We start from the raw sequence: 23,509 nt of genomic DNA on the forward strand, positions 1-23,509 counted from the left end.
AGTAAGAATGAACGGCTTAATCTGTGTGCCTTTCTGCCTGCACAAGACTGAAGACCGGAGACCGAAGACCGGGGGCATCCCACTTCTGATAATTGGCATCTAACATTCCCCCTGTGTTAAAACAGGGGAAAAAGGCAGTCCAACATAGGGGGTTATCCCCCTCTCGGCGCTGTCAATGGCTCGCGGTCTCTGCCTCTAACAGCAGAAAAACCTGTTGCTAAGGGGTGGAAAGAATTTCCCCGAAAGCCCCTTCTTTTCCGGTGTTGCCCAAGCGGAAAAAATCTACCATTACCTTCATCAGCAGACCTGATTACCTTACAATCACAACCTTTCCTCTAATAATTCCTGCGCCTCGCTTAAACCTGCAAACCCAACAGAAAAGGAGGAAAAAGAGCTGCTTCCCATATAGGTTCCAAATCATCAGGGGGATTGTACCCCGGCAAAAATTGTCCTTCGGCTAAGTTATGAAAATGCGAAATATAACTCAATTTTACCCCGCTGAATTTTGTATAATTTTATGTATACTTAGCCTTGTGATTCTGTTCGGGCAGTTTGACTCAATAGTAAAATGTCTCTTCGGGTGACTTTAGAATCACAACACCCACCACCTCGCCATTGTTAATCGGTGATCCAGAATCGAAAGGTTGTGATTTGTATTTGACTTATCCGCTTGACTGAAAATCACCCTCGTTTAATATCCTGAAGGTGAAAGGAAATGAAAAGGAGTTGTTGGCGCGCTCTGCCCGACCTTATCTTAAAGGGATTGCACGGGTGTCTAAGCAACTTGTCTCCTTAGGCTGGGCAGAGGCAAATGCCGGCAACTTCTCCATCAGAACCGGTGATGGTCTTATTACCAAGATTACCGGTGCCGAGATGAGGGCAATCGCCAAAAATCCGCTAAGGTATCTCTGTTTTGTCAGACCTATTAAAGGATGGGGATATGAGGTGCTGCCAGCAAAGGCAACACCGACAAAGGAAATCTTTGCCCATATTTTGGGTCAGAGAGCACTAATGCGTTTTCGACCCGAGGATAAGGTTTTGCTTCACACCCATCCGGTTCAACTGGTCTCTTTGTCAAACCAATATCCCAGACCCGAACAATTGCTGGAGGAGATTTTTTCAAGGTTCAGGTGCAGGCGCCTGCTATCAATTATTACTGCGGTTGAATATGCGCCTGAGGGCTCAACCCTTTTGGCGCGCAGAACCGGCAGGGCACTCAAAAAGGCAAGGCTGGTCATCTGGTCAAAACATGGTGTTATTGCATCGGGCAAAACCCTTTCTCAGGCATTGAGGTTGATAATCACGGTTAATAAAGTTGCGGCAGGGAAGGGATATGAAGGATAAAAAGCCTCGTCATCCGAAACACCTGCCCGCACCGGACGGGATTGAAACCTTTTATGAGGTGCGCTCAAGGGATTCCCTCCTTCCACCTGAGGAGTTTGCGCGCCTGGAGCGGCGTCCGATTCACATTGTCCTTGACAACCTCCGCAGCGCATTTAATGTCGGTGCAATTTTTAGGCTGGCAGATGCGGTGCGGGCAGCAGCGGTGATTCCCTGCGGCTATACTGCCCATCCACCCCATCACAAATTGGAGCAGACCGCATTGGGAACAACCGGTTCGGTTCCCTGGTCTTGGTTTCCAGAGACCGCCACCGCAATTGCCGAACTGAAAAGGAAAAACATCCAGGTTGTGGCGCTGGAAACGGTTGTTGGTGCGGTTCCGTTTTACAGGTTTTCGTATAAGTTCCCGGTTGCGATTGTGCTCGGTAATGAGGCGCTTGGTGTTTCCCAGGAGGTTTTGCGCCTTTGTGACGGGTTTGTGGAGATACCGGTTTTCGGATACAAAAATTCGCTCAATGTTGCCACTGCCGCCGCGGTTGTTCTTTACGAACTCCTGAGACAGGGCAACTGGCTTTAATCAACCGGTCTGAATTTCGGTATGTGGGACTTTAATAGCGGCTTTTTATAAAGACCAACCCCGACAACGAAGTTATGCCAGAAGATGAGAACAAAGCCATCTTCAGCATCAGATTCTATCTCAATCTCACCCTCGTTGATAAGTTTCCTTGCCTGTTCCTCGTTAACCTCTATTCGGTTATGCTGGGCATTCCTGCCTAAAACCTGCATCGCAAAGGTTGTGGGCTTGACCGAATGGGGAAAAAGCCGACAGAGCCTTAATCCCCGGCGCAGGGGGGTGACCTTTTCAAACCCCATCACCTCGGGTGTGGAGACAAAAATGGTCTCCTGCTCCTTGACTAACTTCAGTCCATTAAGCCAACCTTCAGGAAAACCGAACCGCCTTTTTAATAAATCAATCTGGTGCATATCCGGGTTTGCGAATCAAGGCGACAAAAAACGCCTCGGTGTTATTGTCCTGCGGTAAGATGCGGCAACAGCGGGTAACCGGTTCAGGAAAACTCTCTTTGTTCCATTCCTTTAATGCGGCTCTTGTCAAAAGTCCAGGCAGTTCAATCGGCAGGATTTCTGCATCGGGAAAGCGCTTGAGCAGATAGGAGACAACCGCCTCATTCTCCTCAGGCGCAATTGTGCAGGTGGAATAGACCATTCTCCCATCAGGTTTTAATGCCTGATAACCCGCGGTTATCATACCCTTCTGCACCCGGCTGAAGTTCTCTATTCCTTTTATTGACCAGCGCACCAGCGCCTCTCTGGTTTTGCGAATTGTCCCTTCAGATGAGCAGGGGGCATCAACCAAGACCCGGTCGCAGATGCCCTGGAGTTTCCTTGCGAGGATGATGCCATCTGTTCGGCAGACCGCAACATTCAGGCAGCCCATCCGGTCAATGTTGCCAATGAGTCCGCGCACCCGCCTTAGGGAGAGGTCGTTGGCAATCAGAAGCCCTTTGTTTTTCATCATCGCCGACATCTGGGTTGTCTTTGAGCCCGGGGCGGCGGCAAGGTCAAGCACAGTTTCCCCTGGCTGCGGGTCAAGGATTAATGGCGGAATCATTGATGCCGCCTCCTGAATGTAGATGAGTCCAAGGAAGTGAATAAGGCTCCTGCCCAGACCGGAGCCGTTTTTAACCGAATAGGCAACTGGACAATAGGGCAAAGGCGTTGGTTCCAAATCCTCAACCAATGGCAGGACCTCCTCAGGTTTTGCCTTGATGGTGTTGATGCGAAAGACCCTTGGCAAGGGCGTGAGCATCGCCTCTAAGAAATCATCAAAGTCCGGGATAAATCTCTCATACCGCTCAATGAACCCCTTTGGAAATAAATCTCTCTTGTTCTTCACTGGCGAGTCATTGCGCTTGACCAGCGCTCAAGGCGTCTGAGTGCTCTCAGTTTCTCATACTGCCCCAGTTTTGCCTCCTTGATGCCCCTTTCAAGGAATTGGATTGAGCGGTCATAATCATCTCGGCTAACCGGATAGGGATAGCCATCCTTGCCACCATGGGCAAAGGAGTATGTTACCGGGTCACGAAAAGACAAGGGCGCGCCATAAGCCACCTCAGCAACAAGCGCCAGCGCCCTGACTGTCTTTGGTCCGACACCAGAAACAAGCAAAAGTTGGGCAAAATCTTCTGGCGGCTCTTCATAGGTCTTTAAGAGAACCTTATGAAGATAGGTGGGTGAGATATCACTTGCCAGAACCGGATGGTGGGCAGGCAGATTTAACTTTGAGACCTCTCTCACGGTCATTTCCGGTCTTTGGGCGGCAATTTCCACTATTGCCTTTCTTGCCGTTTCCGCCTCAGATGCAACCATATTAAGGACCCTGTCTGACCTTTTGCCGATAATCCCTTTATGCGGCTCAACAACAAAACTGTCCAAGCCTTCCGAGAGCCAGTGGTATCTGCGCGCCCAGCGGGTCTGGGTATTCATCCCCTGCTGAACAATTGCCCATTCACCCCTGCCCGTGCCGATAAAAAGGTGGTGGTAAATCTGATAACCGTCCTGAAGTGCGGTTGAATCCACCTTTGCCACCAGCCTGCTCACCTGAATTAGCCTTTCACCATCAAGACCGAACCTGTCCGCAAAAAGCCTGATTTCCTCCGGTGTCCGGCGTGATGCCCTGCCCTTGCCACCGCAGACGAAGATATTGAAATCCCTTTCCTGACCCTTGATGCCCTCCTTCAATGCACCGCAGACCGTTGTTGTCAGACCTGATGAGTGCCAGTCAAACCCGGCAACGCAGCCAAGGCTCTGAAACCAGACCGGGTCAGAAAACCGCCGCAGGAGTTCCTCAGGACCGAACTCGGCAACAATTATTTCAGCAACCGCGCGCACCAGCCGCTTCATCCGCTCAAAAAGCCAGGAGGGTGCAGAACCGTAATGCAGAGGCATTTCCGCAATCCCGCGGCGCATAAGTTGATTGTAGAACGGTAACAAACAAGGTCAAGCGATAATGTGGGATATGTGCTTACCACTTGGTTCTGTATTTGATAAAATAGATACCAGGGAAATGGGGGTGATTTTGGCTGTTCTGGGATTTGATTAAGTATACTTATAAGTATACGAAATAGGCGCGGGGGAAATTGCTTTATCGGCCGGAATTTCAAATAGTTAGCAGTAAAACCAGGAATTTCAGACCCCACCCCCTATACCGTCCCCCTAAGGGCTTTGCAGGCGGTATCTCGGGTTGTGTTTTAGGTGGCTTTAGAGGCTATTTGGGATTTGGTATTGAGGAGGGATTTTGAGATAGCATTTCAGGTCATCTGCCAGGCCGGTTTTGGAGGTTTTGCTGAGATTGTCTTGACGGTCATAAAGGATGCCATTTATCAGGTGGCACTCAAGCCAGATTCTGGTGTGGAACTGGTAACCATTTAAGAGATAGCCGGCTATTCAGAACCGATTACGGAATCCCGAGCGGAACTACCGGCGCTGGGAGCGCCAGCGTTCGGCAAGTTTTAACAGTCTTCTGCCATTTTCCGCACTGAATCTGAACCTGCCATCAGGCATCAGTTCGTTAACTGCGTTCGGCTCATTACCTTTGAGCCAGTTGAGAAACCCCAGAGCCTGACCGAAGAATATCAGATTTGTGCCCGTTTCCGGCTGAATGACCAGCCGCAAGACCCTTCGCCTCTGAAAAACAAACCAGGCATCGTATGACACCTGACCCAAATCCAAAATCTCATAAAGTTCATTTCTCTCACTGAGCCGGCAGAAGACGGTCTCCTCTTTTATCTGAAAATCAAAGCCGTTGAGCCTTGAGCCAACCGCCTGCGCATAACCAAAAAAGTCCAATAGTTCCCTTTTCCCCTGCGCGACAACACCGATACCCTTAACCTCAACGGTGGCATCAGGGGTAAAAAGGGAAATCAGTTTTGAGCCCCTTTTCTGTCCGAAGCCATTGACAAACCCCAAAACCGCACTCACACTCGCGCCTTGATTTCTGCCCTCTTTCTCGGAAAGGACAAACGGTCCGGAACAGAAGCAGAGAAAAAGGGTGGTAAAAACCGCTCGCCGCACCATTCCCTTTTACCCCTTAGAACCCAAATGTCAATCTTAACCTTTTTCCCCTTTCATAAATTGACACCATTTCCTTATCGGCTATTCTATAGACTTATGGTTCGGGTGTGCGTCATTTTTGCCGCTGGCATCAACTGCGACCAGGAGACCATTTTCGCCTTTGAAAAGGCGGGTGCAAAGGCAGAAAGGGTGCACATCAACATCCTCAAGAAAAAGCCCGCACTTTTGCGGGAGTATCAGGTATTGGTCATTCCGGGCGGTTTTTCCTATGGCGACTACATCGCCTCCGGCAGGGTGTTAGCAAATGAAATCCGGCACAACCTTGCCGAAGAGGTCAGCCGCTTTCTCGCCGAGGGCAAACCCATTTTAGGCATCTGCAACGGCTTTCAGGTCTTGGTAAAGTGTGGGCTTCTGCCCGCATTTGAGAGACCATTTGAACCCCAGAGCGTAACACTGGACACCAATGACTCAGCCCGCTATGAGGACCGCTGGGTCTATCTCAAAAGAGAAAACTCCCCCTGCATTTTTACCCAAGACCTGCCGGAGATTATCTACCTACCGGTGGCGCACAGCGAGGGCAAGTTCATCGTGAACTCGCCTGAGACCTTAAGGCGCCTGAAGGAAAACCGTCAGATAGTTTTTCGCTATGTAACCGCGGAGGGCAAGGAGGCAAAATACCCTGAAAACCCCAACGGCTCAATTGCAGGCATCGCGGGCATCTGCGACCCGAGCGGCAGGGTCTTTGGGCTGATGCCCCATCCTGAGCGCTACACCATGATAGAGCACCACCCCCGCTGGCATCGGGAAAGGTTGACAAGACCTGATGGAATTGCCATATTTGAAAATGCGGTCAGATATGCCCGAAAAAACCTTTAAAAGGAAACTGCGCTCAGGGGATGAGGCGACCCGCATCACCGAGCATCCCATCCTCAGTTTCACCCGGGGTCCTGAGGTAACATTTTATTTTGAAGGCAGACCATTAAAGGGCTATCTCGGTGAGACGATTGCGGCTGCCCTTGTTGCCAACGGCGTCAGGGTGTTCAGGTATTCAGAAAGGCACAACCGTCCCCGGGGATTTTTCTGCGCGGTGGGCAAATGCTCATCCTGCCTGATGATTGTTGATGGCAGACCAAACACAATGGTCTGTATGGAGCCACTGCGTGAGGGTGTTAGGGTTGAGCGCCAGAAGGGCAGGGGCAAAATTTGATGGCAAAAGAGCAAATTAAACACACCCAGATTGCCATCGTCGGTGGTGGACCTGCGGGTCTCTCTGCCGGGATTGTGGCGGCAAAACTTGGGGCACGGGTTTGCCTGATTGACGACAACCCCAGGCTCGGTGGTCAACTTGTCAAACAGACCCACAAGTTCTTCGGCTCCAAGAGCCACTACTGCGGCACCAGGGGGATTGACATTGCCAGAATCCTTGAGGATGAACTGCGCGCAACCGGTTGTGAAATCATCCTGAACACCACCTGCATCGGTCATTTTAGACCAAATATCCTCGGTCTGGCAGGTGCTGAAAGTTTCACCAAACTCACCTATGACCGGTTGATTGTTGCCACCGGTGCCAGTGAAAACAACATCCTCTTTGAAAACAACGACCTGCCCGGTGTGTATGGCGCAGGTGCGGTTCAGACCCTGATGAATGTGTATGGCATAAGACCGGGCAAAAGGGTCCTGATGGTTGGCTCGGGCAACATCGGTCTTATCGTCTCCTATCAACTGCTCCAGGCAGGCGTTGAGGTTGTTGCGGTTGTTGAGGCGCTGCCAAGGATTGGCGGGTATCATGTCCATGCGGCAAAACTCAGACGACTCGGCGTGCCGATTCTTGTCTCCCATACCATCAAAGCCGCATTGGGCAAGGATTCTGTTACCGGTGCCATCATCTGCCGCCTGAACAAAAGGTTAGAGCCGCTAAAAGGAACCGAAAAAAGGCTCAAGGTTGACACCATCTGCCTTGCGGTCGGTCTCTCACCTCTTGTTGAACTTCTCTCTCAGATAGGCTGCCAAATTGTTTATATTCCAGAACTTGGAGGTCTGGTTGCCTGGCACAATGATGACCTTGAGACATCGGTCCCTGGCGTCTATGTTGCCGGTGATGTCAGTGGTGTTGAGGAGGCGTCAACCGCAATCCTTGAGGGCAGAATTGCCGGTGCCAATGCGGTGATGAGCCTTTTGGGCAAAAACAACGATGCCGAGAGGATAATTCAGGAGGCAAAAAGGGAGCTTAGCCTTATCCGCCAGGGTCCATTCGGGGAAAAGGTGGCAAAGGGCAAAAAGAGGCTTTACGCACTCAATCAATTGACTCAAGCCTAAAGGTGCGGTTTTTATCCTATGAAACACCGCTCAAAAAAGCCCCCTACCAAAAAACCGCCTGTTCGTAAATTCAGATTTTTCTCTTCACCTGCCATTCCCTATATCATCATCGCCATAGCAACATTCACCTACTTTTATGAGATTATTTTCAGCCGCAACTTCCTCTGGGAGGACATCCTCTATCAATACTACCCCTTCCACCACTTCCTCTTCAACAACCTGCGCCAGTTCTCAATTCCGCTCTGGAACCCCTATATGTTTGCCGGGATGCCATTTCTTGCCGACATCCAGACCCAGGTTTTCTATCCGCTCAACTGGCTTTTTGCCCTCTTTTCCTCATCCAATCAGAGCCTTGTGTTCTGGCTGGTTGAGTTCAAGTGCATCCTCCACATTTTTTTAGCCGGGATTGGCTTTTACCTTCTGGCAAGGGAACTGAACTTATCAAGATATGCGGGCATCACGAGCGCCCTCACCTTTGCCCTTTCCAGTTTTATGGTTATGCACCTCATCCATCTCACCCTAATCAGCACCTTTGCCTGGTTTCCGCTCATCCTGCTCTTCTTTTACCGCACCCTTTTTCATCGCCGTCTGCGCGACTCCCTCCTTGCCGGCATCTGCCTTGCCCTTGCAAACCTTGCCGGACACCCCCAGATGACCCTGCACATCGTCTACTCCCTTGGATTACTATTTATTCTTTATCTCATTTTTAACTGGCGCCGCGAACGGGTGTTTATCCTGAAAAGACATCTACCCCTATTCATTCTCGCCATTTTCACCGGCTTTGCCATTGCTGCCGCTGCCTATCTCCCTGCGTATCAATACTCGCTCCACACCGTGCGCGAACTGATGACCTATGCCGAATCTGCGGAAACCTCCCTCCCCCCTTCCTTTTTCATCTCCGTTCTTATCCCCAAGTTCTTTGGCAGCCTGACAGCAAGCGGCACCGACTCGGTCCAATTCTGGGCAAATTCTCTTAGTTATGTTTACTGGGAAACCGCATTTTATTTTGGCGTTGTCCCGTTTGTCCTTGCCATCCTCGGCATCGTTTTCAACCGCCATCCCCTGCGCTGGCATTTACTCATCCTTGTCTTAATTGCACTCCTTCTCGCCCTGGGCAGGTTCACCCCTTTTTATCGCCTCGCATTTGAAATCCTGCCTGGATTTGACCGGTTTAGGATCCCTGCAAGATTCATCGGTATCTTGACATTTGCATTTGCCCTCTTTGCCGGGCTGGGGATGGATGTGTTTCTAAAGGAAAAAGCCCAAAGACGCATCATCATCCCTGGGATCTCCATCTTCGCCTATGCCCTCCTCATCCTGTTTTTGCTCATTACCGGTGTTTTAGCAAAACCATTCCCCTTATTAAAAACTACCACCATCTTCAACAACGCCCTAAACCAGACCGGCATCCTCTTTGCCTTCCTTGTTATCGCCCTCATCCTTATCTATCTCCGAAACCGCTATTTCCGTTATGCCCCGGTATTTGCCTCACTGTTGATTTTACTGACATTCATCGATTTATATAAATTCGGACACAGATTCAACCTCGGCACAACCAGACCCGAGGAGTTCTACCCCAGGCGTCCTTTCATTGACAATTTAATCAGAGAGAGCAAGGAAACGCCCTTCCGCATCAACGCCCGTTCAGGCTCCTATATGGTTCTCCAGCGCAACGAAGGTCTTATCTGGCAACTGGAACTGCTTGAGGGCTACACCCCCCTAAAACTCACCGACTATGTCAGTTTTGAAATCCCTAATGAAATAAAAAACAACCTCCTGAATGTCAAATACCGCATCAATGTTGACTCGCTGGCACAGAAAATCGGACTTGTTCCCAACCCCGATTTTCTTCCCCGTGCCTGGCTTGCCGACACCTTTATCGTCATCCCTGAGCGCGAGCGGATTCTTGCAACCCTTGCTGATCCCGGTTTTGACTATCGCAGGATTGTCATCCTTGAAAAACAGCCCTTACCAGCACCCCAATCAAATCCTGAAAGTACTCCTTCTGGTTCTGTGGTCATTACCCGCCGCCTGCGGGAAAGAATTGAACTGAAGGTGGAAACAGCGCGACCCGCCATTCTGGTCCTTTCTGAAATCTACTACCCTGAATGGAAGGCGCTTGTAGACTCTAAACCTTGTGAAATCCTGCGTGCTGATTATTGTTTGCGTGCCCTTGCCCTTTCTGCAGGCACCCACACCGTGATTTTTTATTACGACCGCACCTGGTTTAACCTTGGCGTCATCATCAGTTTACTGGCACTTGCCGGCACAACTGCTCTCCTCTTATTTTCCCAGAGACGCACTCAGCGTCTGAAATAGAGGATTATCACCACACTCAAAAGCCAGAGAAGGACATCAATAATTAATGGCAGATCGGTGAAAAGGACCTTTTCTGGTGCCCCTCCCTCCTCCTTGCGATAGACCAGATAAAGATATCTATAAATCCCGTAGAGGACAAAAGGCACGGTCAAAATTAGATTGTGTGTGCCGAACTTGTGAACCGTTTCTGGCGCTATGGTATAAAGGCAGTAGGCGATAACCGTTGCCGAGGTTGCAACCGCAATCATCTGGTCCAAAAGCGTCTCAGAATACTTGCCTAAAACACTGCGATGGGAAATCCCGCCCCCTTCAAGGAACAAAAGTTCGTGCCTGCGCTTGGCAAGCGCCAGAAAAAGCGCCAAAAGGATGGCGCAGACAAAAAGCCAGGGTGAAATCTGCACCCTGATGACATAGGTGCCTGAGATTGCCCGCAGGGCAAAACCAGCGGCAACCACCATCACATCAAGGACAACAATCTTTTTCAGACTGAATGAGTATGCCAGTTGCAGAAGAAAATAAAAGGCAATGATTAACCCGAACCGCCAGTCAAGATAGAAACCTCCACCAAGTCCGATTATTACCGCAACCGTACCTGCGATTGCGGCAGGAAAAACCGGCAACTGACCCGAGGCGATTGGGCGCAGCCGCTTCTTCGGATGGATGCGGTCCTGCTCTTTATCAACGATGTCATTATAGATATATACCGCGCCTGACACCAAGCAGAAGGCAACAAACGCACCAAAACTCTTTAAGACCTTGGGCAAATCTAAAAGATTTTCCGAAAAGACCAGCGCGGCAAAAACCAAGAGGTTTTTGACCCACTGCTTCGGTCTCATCGAGCGTAAGACTGCTAAAATCATTAAGATAAACTTTTACCCTAATCTCCCATTTTGTCAAATAATACTCAGCACCTCTTTAAACTTGACAAAAGAGGCAGAATGAATATCTTAAATCAGGCGCGCTAAATGGCAAAGACAATACAATGGCAGAGCCACCAGATTGAGATAACCCCCTTTATTTCCCCAAAATATCTGCTGCTTGCCGGTGAAACGCTCCTTAGGGTTGATGGCAAGGAGGTTGCCCGAACTGGCGGGTTTCACTTCTCAGAAAAGGGTTGTGGGACCTTTTACCACGATGGCAACCCATTGCCTATTGAACTGCAACTGAAGGGCGGATTTTTATATGTTAATTATCTCCTCAAAATCGCGGACAATGAGGTCGCCAAAGGAAAAGTTAAACTTCAAGGGCTTGGTTGGGCCTGCCTCCTCTGGGCTTTAATCGGGCTTCTCCTCGGCTCTCTCGCAACAGTCATTTTCCAAAAGATAATCTAACAATGCCAGTCCGTCAAAGTCTAAGTGTATATATACATACACAAAATGTCAGCATCGGCTTTAAGGTTAAGTTTCGGATTTGTGCAATTTAGCCAAAGTTCGGTTTTTGTTAGGTGATAATCCCCTGGTCAAAGTGGTCCCAAGCCAAATTGCAACATTTCAGCCAAACGCTAATGGACAATTTATTTCTTGACTTTGGTTTGAAGTGTAGTATAATACTGTGTTCGCTGGGAACGGGTTAACAGCGGACTGAAATAAAAGAGTAACCCGGAAAAAAGGGTAAGAACCGTTCAGGGCTATGGTGTGCAGCATAGGCACCTAAAGATGTATAATTGGTCCTTGCGCGAACCCACCTTTTGAACGATTCTGAACCAGTAAACAAAAAAGGAGTTAAAGTATGACAAGGCGCTTGTTCGTGGGCAATCTGCCCTTCAGCGCAACCGAAACCCAGCTGCGCGACCTCTTCGGTCAGCACGGCGAGGTGGTCTCGGTAAATATCGTGACCGACCGGTTTACCAATCGTCCCCGTGGGTTCGCCTTCGTGGAGATGGCTACTGATGAAGCGGCGCAGGCCGCAATCCAGGGGCTCAACGGTTATACACTGGATGAGCGGGCACTCAATGTGAACGAGGCCCGGGAAAGAACCGAAAGTCGTGGTGGTTTTAATACCAGCCGCGGCTCTCGTTCTCCCCGTCGTGGCGGTCGAGGTAATAGCGGTTACTCATCCGGCAAACGCTGGTAAAGAGTAACAAAACAAGTCAGGCGGGCTCTTTTGAGCCCGCTTGACTTTTATATCCGGTTGTTATAATTCAAATATGCCACCAGTAGTTGAACAGGAAGAAAAAGTCAGAAGGGTTTTATCCCAGGTATTGCGTTATGCCTGCGAACGGGTTGAATATGCTGACATCCTTTACGAGCGTGCCCTGCGGATTGAACTGCAAAAATTGCCTGACCGGTTGCTAAAGAAGCCTTTTAACGCCAAAGCCCGGGTGCAAATCCGCCTATTAAATGAAGGTAAAAAGGTGGAACTGAAGGTTGGTACCCTTGATGTGGCATCTCTCAAAATGGCGATTGATGATGGGGTCAAACTGCTCAACATTACCCCAGCACCACCAAGACCTGTTAGGCTTGCACCCATTCCCAACCCCAACCGGGTTCGCTATGGTGTTGCCGCGCCAAAGGTTTTTCCTGCAGAGAGGATTTTTGGCGCCCTGGTCAAAGGGATTGAAAACATCGCCCGTCAGATTGAGCGCAAAAACCCGGGGATGGAGATAAAGCCGGAGTTCTGGTTCTTCTCCCAGAGGGAGGAAAAGGTGATTGCCGACACCCAGGGCGTCTTCAAGACCCAGGTGATGCCGAGGACATTTTTCCAGCTATTAACAAAGGTAAAGGGGCCTGATGGCAAGATGACCCAGACAAGGGCAAGGCTGGGCAACCCGCTTTCCTATTCATTCATTGTGGAAAAGGGCAAAAAGGGTTATTGCCTTACCCGGCTTGCTGCCCAGCATATCCGCAACTGGATGGAGAAGACCGTTGCCCTGCAGAACGCCATCAGTCTCACCGCCGATGAGGTCAAATCACTCACCCACTTTGTTTTGCACTACACCACCATTGGTGTCTTTGTCCATGAGGCGCTCGGGCACAACTTTGAGGCTGATATTGTCAAGGCAGGCGGGTCCGGCGTCATTGACCAGGAGGGAAAACCGCGCGGAATCGTTGCTGCGGAGACGGTCAATATCCTTGACGGTCTCCTCCCCGGGCGCTGGGATGAGGGGTTCGGCACCGAGTTCATTGACGACGAAGGGGTTGAGGTGTATACCAAACTGCTGGTTGAAAAGGGCGAGGTCAGAGAGATGATTCACAACCGCGAGACCGCAGCCTATTTTAACACCAAACCCAATGGCGGTGCATTCAGCGAGATGGGTGACCGGAGGATACCGCGGATGTCCAACACCTTTATCCAGCCGGCAACAGAGAAAATCTGGTACAAAACCCTTGAGGAGCTCATCAAGGACATCCCCAAGGGGATAATCCTTGAAGGCACATCCGGTGGGGCGGTTTCAAAGGATGGGATGTCCTCATCGGTCCTGATTGGCTATCTGATTGAGGATGGCAAAATCACCAAGACGGTCAACCCTTCCAACTTCTCTGCCAAAACCCTTTATGCCCTGCGTTATGTTGACGGCTTTGCCGGACCCATAACCATCGCCGATGTCGGCTTCTGCGGCAAGGGTCAGACAAAGTTTGTCGGTGATGGTGGACCGGTCTGGACGAGGATAAAAAATAACGAATATGTCAGCCTTTCGGTTCAGGGGTGATTTATGGACCTACTTAAATTCAGCGAACAACTGAGAAAGACATTGAGAAAGCTATCGCTGGATGACTTCGAACTTTTTCTGACCGTTCATAGAACCCTTGACACCCGCATTGAGAACAAGGAGATCACCCTGGAGTTGAACGAGGATATCCTCTCCGGGTGCCTGCGGGTTATCAAGGATGGCAGGATGGGCTATGTCCCTTTTACCGAACCCAACCTCAACCTTATTGAACTTGGTATCACCACCGCACTCGACAAGGCGCCTCCTGCACCCTTTTCTCGGTTTGCCACAATCTCCGCCGGTGAGGCGCCCCTGCCCGCATTTGACCCAGATGTTGCGCAGCTCATTGACAATCCCGGGAAAGTCCAGCAACTTGCCCAGGATTTGGTGCGCCGCGCCTATGAGACCAATAGAATTGAAACCATTGAAGGGACAATCAGGGTTGGTAAAGAGAGCCGGCTTTTAACCACCAAGGGCAGCACCGAACCTGCCTACGCCGAAAGGACTGTATTTTCCGCATTCGCCGAGGTAAATAACAAGGACTTTGACTTTTTTGCCAACAGAAAACTGCCCGAACTGGAACTGGTGTCTGAACTTGGCGCCAGGGTCGCCCGCAACCTCCCGGAAAAGGAGACCTCACCTGAGGCTGAAGATATGAAGGGCAGGACTGTGCCGGTGATTCTCCATCCGGTATTTCTTGAGGATATGGTTCGGCGCCTGATTGCCGAACACCTTTACGCCTCAACCGTTCAAGAAGGGATGTCGCGGTATCGCTTAGGCGAGCAGGTGATGTCCCGCCTTATCACCCTCTGGGATGATGCCACCTTTCCCTATGGCGAGAGCACATTTGTGGTTGACGATGAGGGCACCCGCACCCGCAAGAATTTGATAATTGAACAGGGCATTCTCAAGATGTTTCTCTATGACCGCACCACCGCCCTGCGTGATAAGGTGGAGTCAACCGGCAATGGCAGGCGCAGACCGGTCCTGATTGAGGATGAGCATGAGGCACCGGTTCGCTGCACCATCAACGACATCTTCATCGCACCGGGCACGACCGCGCTTAGTGATATGATAAAAGGGGTTGAAAAGGGTGTTTTCATCAAAATCCTTTTAGGCTTTCACACCGCCAACCGCACCACCGGCGACTTTGCCAATACCCTCTATTTTGGCAGAATCATCAAAAATGGCGAACTTGCCTCTCTGCCCGAACCGGGACGCTGGTCAATCAAGGGTAACGCCCTGAGCGCACTCAAAGCGGTCAGCGCGGTGAGTGTTGAAACCATTGGGGTTGGCTCAGGTGTCCTTCCCTATCTAAAGACCGAACTGACGGTCGGCTAAATTTTATTGTAACGGGCGATACGCAAAATCCCCAAAAACTCCCGGAACGCCCCAAAATAAAGGACCTGACTCGCCATCCAGGAACGCTTGATACTCACAATAATGTCGGGTCTGGTTGGACTGGAACCGATAGAGAGCGCCCGCAGAACCACATGCCCGAAGGCAAAACCGCAGACAATCGCCAGACCCAGACCAAAGAAATAACTGAAGATGCCAAACTCAAACCCTATGAAGGAGTTGAGCAAACTGGCGCATAAAAACGCCAGAAACAGAAAGATTATAAACACCAAGGCAAATGATGCCACCGCTGGAAACCTCGTCAATCTCTGCACAAAGGGATAAAACCTTACCGCACCAACAACCGCAGCGACCATAAAAATCGTCTCGTAAAACACCAGGGAAAAATCCCTGATCGCCCTGAGAAACTGCAATGCGCCAATCAGGGCAACAACGCCAATTGACAAAATATCAACCCAGTTAAAACCCATCCTGCCTGACCGGGAATTAAGACCGCGCTCTTGGTCGCTTAAAAAACATTATCGCCCTGGTGATGATGCCGCTGTGTTCTGAGCCGTTAATCACCGTGACCAGTTCCCAGCCCTCTTTCCCAAGGTCATTCACATAAGCCTCAACCCCTTCCATCGTATCCCGCGGCTTGGGCTCGCCCGGAACCTGCACGCCCCAGCGTGCCAGTTTCAGAATCGGGCTCAAATTGATATCAATCTGCAGAAACTTATACTCCCATTCGTTCATCTGATAACTCCTTTATTCTATACTACCATCCCTATCTTCAACAGTCAAGCTTGTCCTCATCCTGATAGCACCCTATCGGACATAAGAACCAGCCTCCGGTGCAACTGGGATTACCAAACCCTCTGCCACCTCTGGAAGAGCCATAACGACGAACCTATGTCCAACCCAAACCACCACCTCCAGTGCAACCTCAAAATCCCTCCTCAATACCAAATCCAAAATAGCCTCTAAAGCCACCTAAAACACAACCCGAGATACCACCTGCAAAACCCTTAGGGGGACGGTATAGGGGGTGGGGTCTGAAATTGTTGAATTTATTTCTAAGATATTGAAATTCAAAGAAATATAGCGATTTTACCCACTTGCATTTTGTATACTTATAAGTATACTTGATTTGATGGAGAGTTTGGATTTTGAAGGTGAAGTTGTCCGTCAAATTGGCGAGCGGTTGCGCCAGATTAGAAAAAGGGCAGGGTTGAGTTTAAGGAGGGTGGCGTTGAGGCTCGGTCAGGAATCAAAGGGTTATTACACCTATCTTCAGCGTCTGGAAAAGGGGAGGATAAGAAGACCATCAATCAACCTTATTGCCCAGTATCTTGCCGGTTGCCAGGCATCGTTTTCTGATATCATTGACATACTGAACCAGGCGGTGAGGTTGTCATTAAAAGGGGAAACGGCGGGGAGGGAGGTGATAAATCAGGAAACCGAAAACCTGCCCGAGCCATTGAGAACCGAAATCAGGCAGATTGACGAGCGCCTGGGAGAGAGAAGGGCAGAGCCGATAGCGAAAAGGGTTGAGCGGGTAAAGAGGATGACCCAGAACCGCATAATCCGCACCCTTCTTGAGGAAACCCTTTACGGAATAATTACCGCGCCTGAGGCAAAGGAGGTTGAGTTTGAGAAACTTGCCGGACTGTGCCAGTTTGGCAGAAGGGTCTTTTCCATCTTAAAAAGAACCCGCAACAGTCCGGAGCGTGGAAAAGGGCTGATTCAAAGGGAGAGGAAATGGGCGGAGAGACAGAACCTGCCGGAATCAGGGGTGACAACCGTTCTTGATGAGGTTCGGGCACTTTATCAGGAGATGGAAAAGCAGGGCATCTTTGCCGGGCAGAAGCTGCCCGAGGTGTTGCAAAAGCCGTGCCTCCCGGCGCCGGTGAAGGCAGAAAAAAGGCTGCTACTGGAGAAGCAGGAGATGGGTTTTGCCAGGGAAAGGAAAAAGGCAACTGCGGCTGGTGCCATCTTTGTTGAGATGAACCGGGAACTTAAGGTGGAGAATATGGACTTAAAAACCCGGCGCTGGGTGATGGAACTTATCAACCAGCTCTCCTCCACGGCCATTGAGTTTGACTCCAAACCTGAGGAGCTTGAGCGGAGATTTTCTGAACTCATCGCAAAATCCCCTGATCCTCAGTTTGCCCGCCAGGTTCTTTTACTTTTCCAAAACACCTATCCCAAATACCGCGCTCTGGCAATCAAGGAGGAATGATTTGACAATCCCCTTTTATTAGTTAAATTATGTGTATGCGGCAAACCTTATTAAGGGTGTTTAGCGTCAAGACAGTTCTTGTGAAGTCGGGCGCACCCTTGATGAGTTCGGAGATGAAGGAAAATGAGGTTAGCGCTGGGTGAAGAACTACGGAAGGAATTTGGTCGCCTCGCCGATTTGCAAGAGGGTTTTTGGGTTGCAGATAATGAGGACCGGATTGTATTTGCCAACCGTGCCCTTGCCCGGCTCTTAGGATATGAATCGCCCGAGCAAATAATTGGCAAATTGTGGTATGAGCTCCTTCCCGTCCAAGAGCCTCTTCCCCCAAATAAATCTGGAGAGGTTACCATTCCCCTCTTGCTCAACCAGGATGGAGGTTCAAATCCAGGTGTGGTAACGATTACCAGTAAAACTGTGAACGGGTCGGTGCTAAGGTTCGGTGCGGTGGTTGTTCCAGGGCGCTCCTCCCAATCAGACATTTTGGCGATGGTAGCCCACGAGCTGCGCACTCCCCTGGCGGTAATCAAGGAGGCGCTGCTTTTCCTTGCCGAAAGCGCCGGTCTCCGGCTCGAAGAAAAGGAGCGCCGGTACCTGGAGATTGCCCAAGAGGGGGTTGTCCGTCTTAACCGCACCCTGGACAATCTGCTTGAGGCGGCGCGCATGGAGACAGGCAGAGCGGCGCTAAATCTCCAGCCCCTTGATTTGAGCCAGTTGGTTGAGACCGCCATAGAAAACCTCTCGCTCTTCATTATTAGAAAAGGCATCAAAATTGAGCGCCACATCTCTAAAGACCTTCCTCGGGTTCTTGGTGATAGGGACCGGCTCCTGCAGGTTCTCACCAACCTCCTTGACAACGCCATCAAGCATTCACCAGCAGGGGGTGTTGTCAGGATAGATATGGGCATTCTTGAACCAAACTCGCCCATCCGCGCGCAGCAGGGTGTTGGGGCTGATGCCGATTACCTGCAGGTGACCGTCACCGACCAGGGTCCGGGGATCCCCAATGAATTTCTTGAAAGGATATTTGTTAAGTATGAGCGGGTTGACCCTTATGCTCCTGGCATCGGACTGGGATTGGCAATTGTCCGTGCTATTATTGAAGCCCATCAGGGCAAGGTCTGGGCAAACTCCGTATTAGGGGAGGGCGCAAGTTTTAGTTTTATCTTACCAATCATAGGGGGAACTAATGAATAAGAAAATTTTAATAGTAGAAGATGACCGTAGTATGTCTGAACTTATCAAGACGAGGCTGGAGCAGAGCGGGTATACCATTGCCACCGCGTTTGACGGTTTTCAGGCAATTACCCAGGCAAGGTCATTTAAACCCAATCTCATCATTCTCGATTTGATGCTACCGAAAATGGATGGCTATTCGGTTTGCCGGGTACTGAAGGCGATGGGGGAATTTAGAGAGGTACCGATTCTGGTATTTACCGTTCTTGCATCGCCTGAGGATATCCAGCGGGCGATGAATGCCGGTGCGGATGCCTATATCACCAAACCATTTAATCCGCCGGTTCTCTTGGCAAAGATTGAGGAGCTGCTTTTAGGGGAGAAGGCGGCTGTGGCTGAGCCTGAGGCAGTTGTCACCCCGCAGGTTGAGCCGACGGTGAGCCAGAAGGAGGTGGAGGTCCAGGCACGAGCCGAGGCGGAATCGAAGCTTGCCGAGGAAAGGGCAAAGGCGGAGGCAGCTCTTGAAGCCCAGAGGAGGGAGGCGGAGAGGCGCCTTGCCGAACAGAAGGCAAGGGAGGAGGCAGAGGCAAAGGCGCGTGCTGAAGCCGAGAAAAAGGCACGGGAGGAGGCACGGCTCGCCGCACTGCGGGCAAAGGAGGAGGCAGAGGCAAAAAGGCGGGCAGAGGCAAAGGCAGGCCTGGAAACCGAATTCAGAAAACTGGAGGAGGAACTGCAGCGAATCCGGGAACGACGGAATAAACTGGAGATGGAACTTAAGGTCCATCTTGAGGCTGACCGCATCCGGCAGCAGGAGGCAGAGCGGCTTGCCAGCCAGCGGGCAAAAGAGGAGGCAGAGGCAAAAGCCAACTTTGAGGCTGAGCAGAAAAAAATCAAAGATGCCATTACCAATATCGTTGAGAGACGTAACCGGCTCGAGGCGGAACTGAAATCATATCCGACAGATGCGAACGAACTCATTGAGGAGGAGTTGCGCAAAAATGCAACGCGATTCGCACAACTGGAACTGGAACTGAAAGCGCGCACCGATGCCGAAATGAAAAAACTGCAGGAGGAGATTGGTAGGCTTAATACAAGAGCCGCTAAGTTGGAGGAGGAGTTAAGGGCAAAGATTCAGGAGGCGACAGCGAAACTTGATGAGGAGACCAGGAGACTGACCGAAAAACGGACTCAGCTCGAGACAGAACTGAATACCCGGCTTGAGACTGAAAAGAGAATGAAGGAGTCCGCGCAAAGGGCTAGTGAAGAGCTGGCAAAAAGGGAAGGCGAGATCAGAAACCAGTTTGCCATCCAGTTCAAGCAGATTGAAGAGGAGATCCGCAAGCTCAACGAGCGCCGCGCCCGACTTGAGGCAGATTTAAGGGCGCAACTGGAGAGCGAGCGGAAAAAGGCGGGGGAGATGCAGAACCAGGCGCACCAGGCGGTAAAGGAGGCTAATGCCGCAAAGGCACGCATTGAATCGGAACTGAAGAAAATCACAGGAGAATTGGGCAAGATTGCCGAGAGGCGCTCTCGCACCGAAGCGGAGTTGAGAAAGGTTGGAGAGGCAGAAAAAAGGAAAGTTGAGGAGGAGATTCGCAGACTCAACGAGCGCCGCGCCCAAATTGAGGCGGAGTTAAAGGGGCAACTGGAGAGCGAGCGGAAGAAACTGGAGGAGGGGCAAAAGCAGGCACGGGAGCGGGTGAAGGAGTTAACAGAAACCCGAATGCGGATGGAATCAGAACTGCAGAGACTTCAGGAGGAGGAGGGTAAGTTAAAAGAGAGGTTGGTGCAACTGCAGGTGGAGTTTGAGGCGCGCGTCCAGGTGATGCGTCAACTTCAGGAGGAGGAGCGGAAAGCAGCAGCCCAGCGTGCTAAAGAGGAGGATGAGGTTCGCAAACGGATAGAGGCGGAGCTGGCGAAGTTGCGGCAGGAGGAGAACCGGCTTGTTGAAGCCCGGCAGAGGCTGGAGACCGAACTCAAAGGTATGTAAAAATGACCATCAACGAACTCATTAAAGCGGCGCTGGAGGAGGACATCGGTTCTGGTGATGTCACCTCGCGGCTTTTGATTCCGGAAAAGCAAAGGGCGACCGCCCATATTGTTGCCCGTTCTACCGGCATCCTTGCCGGGATCAAAATCTGCGGTCAGGTTTTCAAGGCGGTTGACCGCCGGATCCAGTTTGAGCCATTTTACTTAGATAGCAGCCGGTTCCGGCGGGGTGCGGTTCTGGCAAGGGTTTCTGGTCCGGCTCGTTCCATCCTTGCGGCTGAACGGACCGCACTTAACTTCATCCGGCACCTTTCCGGCATCGCCACCCAAACCGCCAAGTTTGTCTCACGCATCAAGGGAACCAAGGCGGTTATCCTTGACACCCGCAAGACCCTGCCGGGCTGGCGGCAGCTGGAGAAATATGCGGTGCGCTGTGGCGGTGGCAAGAATCATCGCCAGGGGCTCTACGATATGATTTTGATTAAGGACAACCACCTTGCCCTTGTTGGTTCGGTTGAAGAGGCGCTCGCCCGGTGTCGGGAGAGCCGCCTGCCGGTTGAGATTGAGGTAAAGACCATTGATGAACTGCGGGCGGCGCTGGCTGCTGGTGCCAAACGGATTATGCTTGACAATATGACCGTGCCACAGTTGCGCCGGGCGGTGCAGATAAATGCTGGGCAGGCAAAACTTGAGGCATCCGGTGGTATCACATTGAAAAATGTCCAGGCGGTGGCACGCACCGGTGTTGATTATATCTCTGTTGGCGCCTTGACCCACTCCGCACCTGCAGCCGATATCAGTTTGGAGATTGCCGCGGATTAACCGGCACGGACAAAAAACTTTCCCGGCAACTGTTTGATTACCCCCTTGACCTCAAGCTGAAAGAGTAGGTTCAAAAGTTGCTGCATCGGCATTCCCAGCGCCTCACATATCTCATCAATATGGACCGGTTCACCCTTAATCACCTCCAGCACCGGTTTTTCCTCCTCTGCCAGTGCCACCTCCTTTAACGGCAGCGCTTTCGCCTTGATCCCAAGCCAGGAGAGGATATCACCGGGTTCAGTTAAAATCCTTGCCCCATCCCGAATCAGCCGGTTGGTGCCGAGGCTTCTTTCATCCCCGATTCTGCCTGGAACTGCAAAAACCTCTCGCCCCTGCTCCTTTGCCCAAGCACAGGTATTAAGGACCCCTGATTTTTCTCCTGCCTCAACCGCGACCACCGCCTTTGCCAATGCCGATATAATCCGGTTCCGCTTGGGAAAGTTCATCGCCAATGGTTCCATACCTAAGGGGTACTCACTTATCACCGCGCCCTGTTTGACAATCGCCTCGCACAGCTGCCGGTTCTCAGGCGGGTAATAGACATCAATCCCGCAGCCCAACACCGCAATCGTCCTGCCACCGGCATTCAGGGCACCTTTATGCGCATAGGTATCAATCCCGCGCGCCAGCCCGCTGATTACGGTTATACCCGCCCCTGCCAGTTCCTTTCCAAGGTTTTCCGCAACCTGGGCACCGTAATGGGATGGTCTTCTTGTCCCCACAACCGCAACCGCCTGCTCATCCTCCTCCCTAATCTCACCGCGGATAAAAAGCACCGGCGGCATATGGGCAACCCCTCTGAGGTTTTTGGGAAAGTTTTCCTCAAGATAACCTATCACCTGCACCCCGAGATTTTCTGCCCTTTTGATGCGCTCAGCGGTTTGTTTGCTGCGCTGATATGACAGAATCGCCTTTGCCAGTTCCTCATCAACCCCAGGGACCGCCAGCAAATCATCCTGCTCGGCACCGAATATTGCCTCTGGGGTTTGGAACTTTTGAAGGAGGTTTTTCAGCCTGAACTCGGTCATCCGCTCAATTGCGTACAGGTCAAAGAACAGTTCGTTTTTCATCAATTCAGGAGGGGAACCGCTCGGCAATCAGCCTCTGCAACCTATCAAGACCCTCACCTAATAGGGCAGAAACCCAGACCGATGGCATCTCAACATTTATCTTTGGTCGCCTTTTACCCAACAGGTCAACCTTGTTCAGAACCAAGATTGCCGGGCGTTTTAGTAGATTCGGGTCATAGAGCCTTAACTCCTCCTGCAACTGCTGAAAATCACCTTTCGGGTCTGCTTTTGCCGCATCAACAAGGTAAATTAGCATCTTTGTCCGTTCAATATGGCGCAGAAACCTCAGACCCAAACCCTTTCCCTGATGCGCACCTTTGATAATTCCGGGCATATCGGCAATGGTGAAACGAAAGTTTTTGCCCTTGAGAACACCTAAATTTGGGGTAATTGTGGTAAAGGGGTAGTCGGCAACCTTGGGTCGGGCAGAAGTGAGGGCACGTAAAAGGGTTGATTTGCCCGCATTGGGAAGTCCGACAATGCCAATGTCTGCCAAAAGCCGCAAAACCAGCCTCAGGCTTCTTTCTTCACCCTTCTCCCCGGGTTCAGCAATTCTTGGTGCCTGGTCAACAGGCGTGGCAAAATGGGCATTGCCCCTGCCACCCTTGCCACCTTTGGCAACAGTCAGTTCCTGCCCCTCTTGCAAGACCTCTCCCAATTTCTCACCGGTCAGGGCATCATAAACATCTGTTCCTAAGGGAACAGGCAGAATCACATCCGCACCATTTTTGCCATGCCGGTTCTTGCCCATTCCGTGCTGACCCCTTTCTGCCTGATAACGGCGATGATAGAGGAAATCGGCAAGGGTTTGCAGATGTCCATCACCTTTAATAATAACCGAGCCGCCATTACCACCATCACCGCCATCAGGTCCCCCTTTCGGCACAAACTTCTCCCGGCGGAATGAAACGCAGCCCCTGCCGCCATCACCAGCCTTGACCGATATTACCGCCTCGTCAACAAAACGCACCTATCTGCCCAGTTTCCTTTTCAGCGCCTCAATTACCACTTTAGGGGCAAAGCAGGAGAGTTCACCACCTGCCCGTGCCAGTTCCCGCACCAGTGAGGAACTGAGGTAAAAATACCTTTCCGATGGGACAAAGAACACCGCCTCCACATCCTCTGCCAGTTTGCGGTTGGTCAGCGCCATCTGAAACT

Annotated in this window: 26 protein-coding genes; 15 read left to right on the forward strand and 11 right to left on the reverse strand. The window is 51.1% G+C overall.

The annotated features are described in order from the left end of the window. Positions 1-705 precede the first annotated feature (705 nt). Together ABIK47_05290 and ABIK47_05295 are read left to right on the forward strand one after the other, a co-directional pair. Positions 706-1,344 carry a class II aldolase/adducin family protein gene (locus ABIK47_05290; GenBank protein MEO0020036.1) on the forward strand — a complete coding sequence of 213 codons (639 nt, stop codon included), beginning with the start codon at positions 706-708 and terminating at the stop codon, positions 1,342-1,344. Then, positions 1,334-1,918 carry an RNA methyltransferase gene (locus ABIK47_05295; protein MEO0020037.1) on the forward strand — a complete coding sequence of 195 codons (585 nt, stop codon included), beginning with the start codon at positions 1,334-1,336 and terminating at the stop codon, positions 1,916-1,918. The genes ABIK47_05290 and ABIK47_05295 overlap by 11 nt, the downstream gene beginning before the upstream one ends. Here ABIK47_05295 and ABIK47_05300 read toward each other — a convergent pair. Genes ABIK47_05300 through ABIK47_05310 form a run of 3 tightly spaced genes read right to left on the reverse strand, consistent with a single transcriptional unit; the run spans position 1,915 to position 4,329 of the window. Beyond that, positions 1,915-2,325: a hypothetical protein gene (locus ABIK47_05300; GenBank protein MEO0020038.1), complete on the reverse strand. Its 411-nt coding sequence runs from the start codon at positions 2,323-2,325 to the stop codon at positions 1,915-1,917. The two genes, ABIK47_05295 and ABIK47_05300, sit on opposite strands and share 4 nt — an antisense overlap. Next, positions 2,312-3,256: an RsmB/NOP family class I SAM-dependent RNA methyltransferase gene (locus tag ABIK47_05305; protein ID MEO0020039.1), complete on the reverse strand. Its 945-nt coding sequence runs from the start codon at positions 3,254-3,256 to the stop codon at positions 2,312-2,314. Before ABIK47_05305 ends, ABIK47_05300 begins: the two co-directional genes overlap by 14 nt. Further along, a complete protein-coding gene (locus tag ABIK47_05310; protein MEO0020040.1) occupies positions 3,253-4,329 on the reverse strand; it encodes a DUF763 domain-containing protein in 1,077 nt (358 codons plus the stop codon). The genes ABIK47_05305 and ABIK47_05310 overlap by 4 nt, the downstream gene beginning before the upstream one ends. A 285-nt stretch (positions 4,330-4,614) precedes the next feature. On the opposite strand from ABIK47_05310, the gene ABIK47_05315 reads away from it, so the two are divergent. Next, a complete protein-coding gene (locus ABIK47_05315) occupies positions 4,615-4,791 on the forward strand; it encodes a hypothetical protein (GenBank protein ID MEO0020041.1) in 177 nt (58 codons plus the stop codon). Positions 4,792-4,836: 45 nt separating this feature from the next. Here the strand turns inward: ABIK47_05315 and ABIK47_05320 are convergent, their stop codons facing one another. Continuing rightward, positions 4,837-5,433, reverse strand: coding sequence for a hypothetical protein (locus ABIK47_05320; protein ID MEO0020042.1), 597 nt, complete (start codon positions 5,431-5,433; stop codon positions 4,837-4,839). Positions 5,434-5,529: 96 nt separating this feature from the next. Here ABIK47_05320 and purQ point away from each other — a divergent pair, with 96 nt between their 5' ends. From purQ to ABIK47_05340, 4 genes are read left to right on the forward strand one after another with little or no spacing between them, the layout of a single operon-like run. Then, positions 5,530-6,309: a phosphoribosylformylglycinamidine synthase I gene (gene purQ, locus ABIK47_05325; GenBank protein ID MEO0020043.1), complete on the forward strand. Its 780-nt coding sequence runs from the start codon at positions 5,530-5,532 to the stop codon at positions 6,307-6,309. After that, positions 6,290-6,640, forward strand: coding sequence for a (2Fe-2S)-binding protein (locus ABIK47_05330; GenBank protein ID MEO0020044.1), 351 nt, complete (start codon positions 6,290-6,292; stop codon positions 6,638-6,640). Before purQ ends, ABIK47_05330 begins: the two co-directional genes overlap by 20 nt. Beyond that, complete coding sequence (locus tag ABIK47_05335; protein MEO0020045.1) at positions 6,640-7,749, forward strand: NAD(P)/FAD-dependent oxidoreductase; 1,110 nt, start codon at positions 6,640-6,642, stop codon at positions 7,747-7,749. The genes ABIK47_05330 and ABIK47_05335 overlap by 1 nt, the downstream gene beginning before the upstream one ends. Positions 7,750-7,767: 18 nt before the next feature. Next, positions 7,768-10,068, forward strand: coding sequence for a hypothetical protein (locus ABIK47_05340; GenBank protein MEO0020046.1), 2,301 nt, complete (start codon positions 7,768-7,770; stop codon positions 10,066-10,068). On the opposite strand, the gene ABIK47_05345 is transcribed toward ABIK47_05340, so the two are convergent. After that, positions 10,053-10,928: a decaprenyl-phosphate phosphoribosyltransferase gene (locus ABIK47_05345; GenBank protein ID MEO0020047.1), complete on the reverse strand. Its 876-nt coding sequence runs from the start codon at positions 10,926-10,928 to the stop codon at positions 10,053-10,055. The genes ABIK47_05340 and ABIK47_05345 overlap by 16 nt on opposite strands. A gap of 105 nt (positions 10,929-11,033) precedes the next feature. Between ABIK47_05345 and ABIK47_05350 the strand changes: the two genes are divergently transcribed. From ABIK47_05350 to ABIK47_05365, 4 genes are all read left to right on the forward strand, one after another. After that, the gene (locus ABIK47_05350) at positions 11,034-11,399 is read left to right on the forward strand and encodes a hypothetical protein (GenBank protein ID MEO0020048.1); all 366 of its coding nucleotides are present in this window, start codon (positions 11,034-11,036) and stop codon (positions 11,397-11,399) included. Between the two features lie 397 nt (positions 11,400-11,796). Continuing rightward, positions 11,797-12,141 (forward strand): RNA-binding protein, encoded by a 345-nt coding sequence (locus ABIK47_05355; protein MEO0020049.1) that lies wholly within the window; start codon positions 11,797-11,799, stop codon positions 12,139-12,141. Positions 12,142-12,214: 73 nt separating this feature from the next. Continuing rightward, positions 12,215-13,717, forward strand: a complete 1,503-nt coding sequence (locus tag ABIK47_05360; GenBank protein MEO0020050.1) for a TldD/PmbA family protein — start codon at positions 12,215-12,217, stop codon at positions 13,715-13,717. Between the two features lie 3 nt (positions 13,718-13,720). Then, on the forward strand, positions 13,721-15,058 hold the full coding sequence (locus ABIK47_05365) for a TldD/PmbA family protein (GenBank protein MEO0020051.1): 1,338 nt from the start codon (positions 13,721-13,723) through the stop codon (positions 15,056-15,058). On the opposite strand, the gene ABIK47_05370 is transcribed toward ABIK47_05365, so the two are convergent. From ABIK47_05370 to ABIK47_05380, 3 genes are all read right to left on the reverse strand, one after another. Further along, positions 15,055-15,546, reverse strand: coding sequence for a hypothetical protein (locus ABIK47_05370; protein MEO0020052.1), 492 nt, complete (start codon positions 15,544-15,546; stop codon positions 15,055-15,057). The genes ABIK47_05365 and ABIK47_05370 overlap by 4 nt on opposite strands. Positions 15,547-15,562: 16 nt before the next feature. Continuing rightward, a complete protein-coding gene (locus tag ABIK47_05375; GenBank protein MEO0020053.1) occupies positions 15,563-15,811 on the reverse strand; it encodes a DUF4177 domain-containing protein in 249 nt (82 codons plus the stop codon). Between the two features lie 72 nt (positions 15,812-15,883). Beyond that, the gene (locus tag ABIK47_05380; protein ID MEO0020054.1) at positions 15,884-16,030 is read right to left on the reverse strand and encodes a hypothetical protein; all 147 of its coding nucleotides are present in this window, start codon (positions 16,028-16,030) and stop codon (positions 15,884-15,886) included. 178 nt (positions 16,031-16,208) lie between these two features. Here ABIK47_05380 and ABIK47_05385 point away from each other — a divergent pair, with 178 nt between their 5' ends. The 4 genes from ABIK47_05385 to nadC all read left to right on the forward strand — a co-directional run bounded on the left by ABIK47_05385 (position 16,209) and on the right by nadC (position 21,281). Next, on the forward strand, positions 16,209-17,297 hold the full coding sequence (locus ABIK47_05385; protein MEO0020055.1) for a transcriptional regulator: 1,089 nt from the start codon (positions 16,209-16,211) through the stop codon (positions 17,295-17,297). A 123-nt stretch (positions 17,298-17,420) separates the two neighbouring features. Continuing rightward, on the forward strand, positions 17,421-18,491 hold the full coding sequence (locus ABIK47_05390; GenBank protein ID MEO0020056.1) for an ATP-binding protein: 1,071 nt from the start codon (positions 17,421-17,423) through the stop codon (positions 18,489-18,491). Beyond that, on the forward strand, positions 18,484-20,460 hold the full coding sequence (locus tag ABIK47_05395) for a response regulator (protein ID MEO0020057.1): 1,977 nt from the start codon (positions 18,484-18,486) through the stop codon (positions 20,458-20,460). The genes ABIK47_05390 and ABIK47_05395 overlap by 8 nt, the downstream gene beginning before the upstream one ends. Positions 20,461-20,462: 2 nt before the next feature. Continuing rightward, positions 20,463-21,281: a carboxylating nicotinate-nucleotide diphosphorylase gene (nadC, locus tag ABIK47_05400; protein ID MEO0020058.1), complete on the forward strand. Its 819-nt coding sequence runs from the start codon at positions 20,463-20,465 to the stop codon at positions 21,279-21,281. On the opposite strand, the gene dprA is transcribed toward nadC, so the two are convergent. From dprA to ABIK47_05415, 3 genes are all read right to left on the reverse strand, one after another. Next, positions 21,278-22,378 carry a DNA-processing protein DprA gene (gene dprA / locus ABIK47_05405; protein ID MEO0020059.1) on the reverse strand — a complete coding sequence of 367 codons (1,101 nt, stop codon included), beginning with the start codon at positions 22,376-22,378 and terminating at the stop codon, positions 21,278-21,280. The two genes, nadC and dprA, sit on opposite strands and share 4 nt — an antisense overlap. After that, on the reverse strand, positions 22,356-23,321 hold the full coding sequence (obgE, locus tag ABIK47_05410) for a GTPase ObgE (protein ID MEO0020060.1): 966 nt from the start codon (positions 23,319-23,321) through the stop codon (positions 22,356-22,358). Before obgE ends, dprA begins: the two co-directional genes overlap by 23 nt. Continuing rightward, positions 23,322-23,509, reverse strand: a 188-nt coding sequence (locus ABIK47_05415) for a pantetheine-phosphate adenylyltransferase (protein MEO0020061.1), incomplete at its 5' end; no start/stop codon positions are given.

Source organism: candidate division WOR-3 bacterium, assembly GCA_039801245.1.
GTDB lineage: Bacteria > Hydrothermota > Tepidihabitantia > Tepidihabitantales > Tepidihabitantaceae > JAOABP01.

Excerpts from the sequence above, each read along its gene's own strand:
- ABIK47_05300 (MEO0020038.1), bottom strand. The coding sequence starts at position 2,325 with ATGCACCAGATTGATTTATTAAAAAGGCGGTTCGGTTTTCCTGAAGGT.
- ABIK47_05295 (MEO0020037.1), top strand. The coding sequence starts at position 1,334 with ATGAAGGATAAAAAGCCTCGTCATCCGAAACACCTGCCCGCACCGGAC.
- ABIK47_05310 (MEO0020040.1), bottom strand. The coding sequence starts at position 4,329 with ATGCGCCGCGGGATTGCGGAAATGCCTCTGCATTACGGTTCTGCACCC.
- ABIK47_05375 (MEO0020053.1), bottom strand. The coding sequence starts at position 15,811 with ATGAACGAATGGGAGTATAAGTTTCTGCAGATTGATATCAATTTGAGC.
- ABIK47_05335 (MEO0020045.1), top strand. The coding sequence starts at position 6,640 with ATGGCAAAAGAGCAAATTAAACACACCCAGATTGCCATCGTCGGTGGT.
- ABIK47_05350 (MEO0020048.1), top strand. The coding sequence starts at position 11,034 with ATGGCAAAGACAATACAATGGCAGAGCCACCAGATTGAGATAACCCCC.
- ABIK47_05370 (MEO0020052.1), bottom strand. The coding sequence starts at position 15,546 with ATGGGTTTTAACTGGGTTGATATTTTGTCAATTGGCGTTGTTGCCCTG.
- ABIK47_05385 (MEO0020055.1), top strand. The coding sequence starts at position 16,209 with ATGGAGAGTTTGGATTTTGAAGGTGAAGTTGTCCGTCAAATTGGCGAG.
- ABIK47_05390 (MEO0020056.1), top strand. The coding sequence starts at position 17,421 with ATGAGGTTAGCGCTGGGTGAAGAACTACGGAAGGAATTTGGTCGCCTC.
- nadC (MEO0020058.1), top strand. The coding sequence starts at position 20,463 with ATGACCATCAACGAACTCATTAAAGCGGCGCTGGAGGAGGACATCGGT.
- ABIK47_05365 (MEO0020051.1), top strand. The coding sequence starts at position 13,721 with ATGGACCTACTTAAATTCAGCGAACAACTGAGAAAGACATTGAGAAAG.
- ABIK47_05355 (MEO0020049.1), top strand. The coding sequence starts at position 11,797 with ATGACAAGGCGCTTGTTCGTGGGCAATCTGCCCTTCAGCGCAACCGAA.
- ABIK47_05330 (MEO0020044.1), top strand. The coding sequence starts at position 6,290 with ATGCCCGAAAAAACCTTTAAAAGGAAACTGCGCTCAGGGGATGAGGCG.
- ABIK47_05395 (MEO0020057.1), top strand. The coding sequence starts at position 18,484 with ATGAATAAGAAAATTTTAATAGTAGAAGATGACCGTAGTATGTCTGAA.
- purQ (MEO0020043.1), top strand. The coding sequence starts at position 5,530 with ATGGTTCGGGTGTGCGTCATTTTTGCCGCTGGCATCAACTGCGACCAG.
- ABIK47_05345 (MEO0020047.1), bottom strand. The coding sequence starts at position 10,928 with ATGATTTTAGCAGTCTTACGCTCGATGAGACCGAAGCAGTGGGTCAAA.
- ABIK47_05360 (MEO0020050.1), top strand. The coding sequence starts at position 12,215 with ATGCCACCAGTAGTTGAACAGGAAGAAAAAGTCAGAAGGGTTTTATCC.
- ABIK47_05340 (MEO0020046.1), top strand. The coding sequence starts at position 7,768 with ATGAAACACCGCTCAAAAAAGCCCCCTACCAAAAAACCGCCTGTTCGT.